This is a genomic window from Bacteroides mediterraneensis, from assembly GCF_016900355.1.
GTDB lineage: Bacteria > Bacteroidota > Bacteroidia > Bacteroidales > Bacteroidaceae > Phocaeicola.
Genome location: NZ_JACJKA010000006.1, coordinates 121,080 through 127,306, shown reverse-complemented (window position 1 = coordinate 127,306; position 6,227 = coordinate 121,080). Strand labels below are relative to the sequence as shown.

General features: G+C 48.9%; 3 protein-coding genes. 2 read left to right on the top strand and 1 reads right to left on the bottom strand.

Annotated features, from left to right (window positions below; genetic code table 11):
* Window positions 1-208: 208 nt before the first annotated feature.
* Window positions 209-2,491: a cation:proton antiporter gene (locus H6A28_RS05495; protein ID WP_204475664.1), complete on the bottom strand. Its 2,283-nt coding sequence runs from the start codon at window positions 2,489-2,491 to the stop codon at window positions 209-211.
* A 142-nt stretch (window positions 2,492-2,633) separates the two neighbouring features.
* Between H6A28_RS05495 and H6A28_RS05490 the strand changes: the two genes are divergently transcribed.
* Together H6A28_RS05490 and H6A28_RS05485 are read left to right on the top strand one after the other, a co-directional pair.
* Window positions 2,634-5,213, top strand: a complete 2,580-nt coding sequence (locus H6A28_RS05490; protein ID WP_204479248.1) for a heavy metal translocating P-type ATPase — start codon at window positions 2,634-2,636, stop codon at window positions 5,211-5,213.
* Between the two features lie 224 nt (window positions 5,214-5,437).
* Complete coding sequence (locus H6A28_RS05485) at window positions 5,438-6,226, top strand: hypothetical protein (RefSeq protein WP_204479246.1); 789 nt, start codon at window positions 5,438-5,440, stop codon at window positions 6,224-6,226.
* Window position 6,227 lies beyond the last annotated feature (1 nt).

Sequence of the window (6,227 nt, the reverse complement as noted above, 5' to 3'; positions counted from 1 at the left end):
ATTATCGTTGGAGGTATAGTTTTTAAACATTATCTTTGGGATATATTGCTTGATTCCCTAAGATACGAAAAATTAGGGAGACGGGCAAGTCCTGACTGAGCGAAGTTTGGGCTTGCCCGATTTTTTTGCAGACACAAAAAAGCCCATCTCAAATTTTATTTCAATTTTGAGACGGCCTCTTCTTTTTTACCTTATTCACTACTATATTTCATTCGGCAAGTTCTGGTTCCGGCATTTCCGACACCTTAAACAAGGTCTTCAAGTCTTTTTCCTCCCCGACTACCCATACCACATCTCCTTTCTGTAAGGTAAAAGAGACTTCCGGCTGACGTAAATTGCTGTCATCAGCCGATTCAATACCTACTATCAGGCAGTGATACTTGTTCCGGATACCACTTTCACGAATGGTACGTCCGCAGAACGGTGATTTGCGGGATACCACAAATTGCTTCAAATACATTTCATGTTCTTCAAAATCTTCATCCGCATGCCTTTCTGCCACTTTCTCCAACTGACTGGAAAATACTGACAATTGATCATCCGTACCAATAACCTGCAATTTATCATTAGGGAAGATGCGATTTCCACCTCCCGGAATATTGATTCGATGTGTTCCACGGATAATCGAAGCCACATGCACCCCATATTTCTTTCCTAAATCCAGCTCCATCAAGGTTTTCCCGCCCCAAAGCGAATCGGCCGGGATGACAAAATCCGACAAGTGCAAGTCTCTGTCGAGCAAGCGCCCGGCATATTCTGGCTGACTTTCGCCCAAGTAAGCCTTCCGCACTTCTTTCGAGCGAAGATTCTGTACAAACGTACGTTCCAGCCCGATGGACTGTTTTTTCAGGAAACGCGACGCAATCATGAACAGCACCACCAAAATGGCAATACCTGCCATCAATGCCACCGAAGCCTGGAACAAATGCTGGATGATGTAAATCACAAACAACACCGCCAATACAATACGTAGCAACACAATGGATATCAGTGGCGCATGATTGAAACGACTATCCGCCCACAAAGCCTTAAACTCAATGGAATGATTTTTCTTCATAATCATGGCCCGCAGGAAAGGAGCAATCAATGCAATAGTGACCACCGCCCCGATTATCTTCCCCCAAAAATCTCCGGTAGCAGATACCAGCAACGGCAGGAACAGATTAAAAGAAAGTACTACCATAGCCACCGAAAGCACAAAATAAATCAACGTTATGCGTACAATCGAGAGCAGCAGCTTTTTCCAGTTGTTCTGGTGGTTCACCGGTTGTCCTCCTGCGGTATACCGCTCCAGCAAACGCCGCCAGAACAGAGGCAAATGGCGGTCGACAAAGGTATAAGCCGGTCCTGACAAACGAATCATATACGGAGTAAGGAAGGTTGTGATGACGGACACCGCCACCACAATCGGATACAGGAAATGACTCGTAACATGCAGGCTGACTCCCAGTGCGGCAATGATGAACGCAAATTCACCAATCTGCGTCAGACTGAATCCGCACTGCATGGCTATCTTCAACGGCTGACCGGACAGCAACACACCTCCCGTACCGAAAATGGTCTGCCCCACCAGAATGGCCACCACAATAGCGAGAATCGGCCAGATATATTCCACAATCATGTTCGGGTCGACCATCATACCGACTGATACAAAGAAGATAGCCCCAAACAAGTCTTTCACCGGCGCCACCAGTTTGTCGATATGCTCCGATTCAATGGTTTCAGCCAGAATAGAACCCATGATAAAGGCCCCGAAGGCGGGAGAGAATCCCACCCGGGCTGCCAGCACCACCATGCCGAAACACAGTGCCAACGACACAATCAGCAATGTTTCATCACTCATCAGTTTGCGGGCTTTCTTCAAGAACAACGGAATGAGGTAAATTCCCACCACAAACCACAAAATCAGGAAGAACACCAGTTTTCCGATGCTGTAAATCATCTCACTGCCTTCAAAATTCTTGCTCACCGCCATCGTGGACAGCATCACCATCAGCACGATAGCCAATATATCTTCCAGAATCAGGATACTGAGCACCAAACCTGCAAAACGTTGCTGCCGTAATCCCAAATCATCAAATGCCTTATAAATAATGGTAGTAGACGACATGGCCAGCATACCTCCTAAGTAAATGCAGTCCATCTGTTTCCAGCCAAACAGCCATCCTACGAAAATCCCGACCACAATCATGCAGAAAATAATGGTACAGGCCGAGATAATCGCCGAGCCACCCACCTTCATTAGTTTCTTGAAGCTGAACTCCAATCCCAAGGCAAAGAGCAAGAAAATCACGCCAATCTCCGACCAGGTCTGGATATTGTCTGCATCCGACACTGAAGGAGTAAACGTAAAATGAGGACTGCACACAAATCCCGCTACAATATATCCCAACACAAGGGGCTGCTTTAATTTTTTAAAGATCAACGTGATAACTCCGGCACTAATCAATATTAATGCCAAATCACTGATAAGAGGGGCCAATTCCGACATAATTAGTTGTATTTTATTTTTGCGCAAATGTAACTAATTCTGTTCAAGAATTGTTCGTCATTCCAATAAATAAATATGAAACAGAAATTTTAGAATCCAACGGGAATGTTGTAATTTTGTCCCATTCTAAATAAAGACATTTATGGACACATCTAAAACTACACAAATATTCCCTGTGCTCGAAATGAGTTGTGCCGCCTGTGCCGCACGAGTGGAAAAGACCCTGAACCGTCAGGCAGGGGTATATCATGCCAGCGTAAACTATGCGGCTGCCACCGCCACCGTGGAATACAATCCCGAGAGCTGCTCACCGGAAGCGCTGAAGAGTGCCATCCAGGCAGCCGGTTACGACCTGGTCATCGAAACCCGTGCAAACAAAGAAGAAATAGCAGAAGACGCGCACATACAGAAATACCGTAAACTAAAGTTCCGCACTCTCTGCTCCCTGGCTTTGTCTATCCCGGTAGCCATCATCGGCATGTGCTTCATGGACTGGACTTATGCCAACTATGTGATGTGGATACTGGCTACTCCCGTGGTCTTCTGGCTGGGTAGGGATTTCTATCGCAATGCCTGGAAACAGCTGAAACACCGCACCTCGAACATGGACACGCTGGTGGCCGTCAGCACGGGCATCGCCTATGCCTTCAGCCTCTTCAACCTGTTCTGGCCGGAATTCTGGATGAGCCGCGGCATTCATCCCCATGTCTATTTTGAAGCCGCCAGTGTCATCATCTCGTTCATTCTGCTCGGACGACTGCTGGAAGAAAGAGCCAAAGGCAACACGTCTGAAGCTATCAAGAAACTGATGGGCCTGCAACCGTCCACTGTTACTCTGCTGAGTCCGGACGGTACCCAAAAAGAGATTCCCGTGGAACAAGTACAAGCCGGACAGCGCTTATTAGTGAAACCCGGTGCCCGCATACCCGTAGACGGTACGGTAGATGAGGGACGTTCGTATGTAGACGAGAGCATGCTCACCGGCGAACCGCTTCCCACGGAAAAAGTCCCCGGCGAGAAAGTCTACGCCGGCACCATCAACCAGAAAGGAAGTTTCAGTTTCACCGCCGACAAGGTGAGCAGTGAAACCGTGCTGGCTCATATCATCCGCATGGTACAGGAGGCACAAGGCAGCAAGGCTCCCGTACAACAATTGGTCGACCGCATTGCCGCTATTTTTGTCCCTACCATCCTGAGCATCGCCCTACTTGCCTTTCTGGCATGGATTCTATTGGATGGTCAAAACGGATTTACCCACGGGCTGCTGGCCGCTGTCACCGTAACCATCATTGCCTGTCCGTGCGCATTGGGACTGGCCACACCGACTGCCATTATGGTAGGTATTGGAAAAGGAGCCGAGAACGGTATCCTGATTAAAGATGCAGACAGTCTGGAGACCGCCCGCAAGGTCAATGCCATCGTCCTCGACAAGACTGGTACTCTGACCGAAGGACACCCGACCGTGACCGACCTCTCCGCCAACCTGTCACAGGAACCCTTGGCACGTATTCTTTTCACTTTGGAAAGTGCATCGGAACATCCGTTGGCACAGGCTATTGTGCATCATCTCACTGCACAACCTCTCCCCATGGAAGGCTTTGAAAGCCTGACGGGACTGGGAGTACGTGGAAAAATCAACGGTACCTATTACTATGCCGGCAACCGTCGCCTGTTGGAGCAACACCAGCTTGCCATTCCTGCTTCCCTAACCGAAGAAGCGACCCGCCTAAGCGAAGAAGCCAAGACGGTTATCTGGCTGGCCGATGAGAAGCAAGCCTTAGGAGTGGTGGCCATAGCCGACCGCATCAAGCCGACCTCCAAAGAAGCCGTAGCGCAATTGCAGGAAATGGGAATCTCCACCTACATGCTGACCGGCGACAATCCGGAAACTGCCCGGAAGATTGCAGAACAATGCGGCATCACCCATTTCCAGGCAGAAGTGCTTCCGCAGCAGAAAGCCCAGTTCATTCAAGAACTTCAACGCCAAGGGAAAGTAGTAGCCATGGTGGGCGACGGAATCAATGACAGTGCCGCACTGGCCCAGGCCGACCTCAGCATCGCCATGGGAAAAGGCAGTGACATTGCTATGGACGTAGCCAAAATGACGCTGATTTCCTCCGATTTGAACAAAATCACCGATGCCATCCGCCTTTCCCAAGCCACCGTACGCACCATCCGCGAAAACCTGTTCTGGGCATTCATCTATAACCTGATTGGCATTCCCGTGGCAGCAGGTATCCTGTATCCCATCAACGGCTTCCTGTTGAACCCGATGATAGCCGGCGCGGCCATGGCCATGAGCAGTGTAAGCGTCGTAAGCAACAGTTTGCGGTTGAAGCGGAAAAAATTCACACATACTCACACATCGGCAACCGTGGCGGAATCGATACAGCCCGTGAAAGTACAAGCAGTGGAAACACGCCCCATAGAAGTACAACCTATCAAAGTACAACCGGAACCCCTACAGCCGGCACCGGCAACCGCTCCTGCCCCAACCGTTTCCGGCGTACAGAAGACCTACTTGGTGGAAGGCATGATGTGCGACCACTGCCGCACGCGGGTAGAAAAAGTGCTGAACACCGTAGAAGGCGCCACCGCCCAAGTCACCCTGACTCCTCCGGAGGCTGTCATTATCTTCCAAGGAAAAGTTCCGTCACTGGAAGAGTTGCAGCACCTGATTAACGAAAAGGCCGGCGACTATACGCTAAAAGAAAAGAACTGATTAAAAGCATTTCAGCCAATCAGTACTTCTTTGAAAGTACTGCAGTACTGCAAGGGAAGTACTGCAGTACTGCCGAGGGAGTACCAGAGTACTGCAAGGGAAGTACTCAGCCGCTCCGCTTTTACATGAAAAAGCCGGACGGACTGACCTTAGTTTTTACTCCATCCCCTTCACAAGTTCTAAAAAAGTCGTATATTTGAAGCAAGAATTCAACTATACGACTTATGAAACTTATGCAATTTATCCAAGGAATGCTCTTGACCACCTGCATTCTTCTCTTTGCAGCCTGCAAAGACAATAACGGTCCGATCTATCTCGTCAACGCGGACAACCAGCAAAAAATAACCAACGGCACCATAGAACTCAGCTTATTCGGTACGGGCGAAAAATTCTTCATCCGGGGAGGAGAAGGAAACTACACTATCAAAAATGAAGATGCCACCATCGCAGACTACCGCTACGATGGAGAAACCCTGACCTTTCTTCCGGTCAGCATCGGCCAGACTTCTACCACTATCTCCGACCGGGAAGGAAACAGCTACACCGTATCCATCTTGGTCAGCAATCCTACAGATGAATATCGGGTAGAAAGTCTGGACGCTGAGGTGGAAGGTGACAACCTCACCAAAGGAGACGAAGCGACCTTGAAGGCTCGCATCGTAGAAGAATCCCCTATTCAGGCAGAAGGACGCTTCTCCCTCATTTATTCAGATTCCTCCCTGTCGTATGGAGAACTGAGGATTTTCCCGAACAGTACCAACAACTATCAACTCGGTATTTTTGAACGTACCCTTAAATATGCAGAAGATACGGGAGACCCCTACTTGCGTATTGAGGCCACCATGGCCGGAAGTACCAAACAGCAGTATACTTTCATGCTGTTTGAAGACGAAACGACAGCTGAAGATACCACCTCTGTCAGCCTCATCAAGGAAGACGTGACCGACCAGTACAAAGGAGAATTCAACGGACTGACCAAGGCTTACCGTATCTATCACTTAATCAAACAGTAAC

Bases quoted from the DNA above. Each gene is read 5' to 3' on its own strand.
- H6A28_RS05495 (WP_204475664.1), bottom strand. From the start codon at position 2,491: ATGTCGGAATTGGCCCCTCTTATCAGTGATTTGGCATTAATATTGATT.
- H6A28_RS05490 (WP_204479248.1), top strand. From the start codon at position 2,634: ATGGACACATCTAAAACTACACAAATATTCCCTGTGCTCGAAATGAGT.
- H6A28_RS05485 (WP_204479246.1), top strand. From the start codon at position 5,438: ATGAAACTTATGCAATTTATCCAAGGAATGCTCTTGACCACCTGCATT.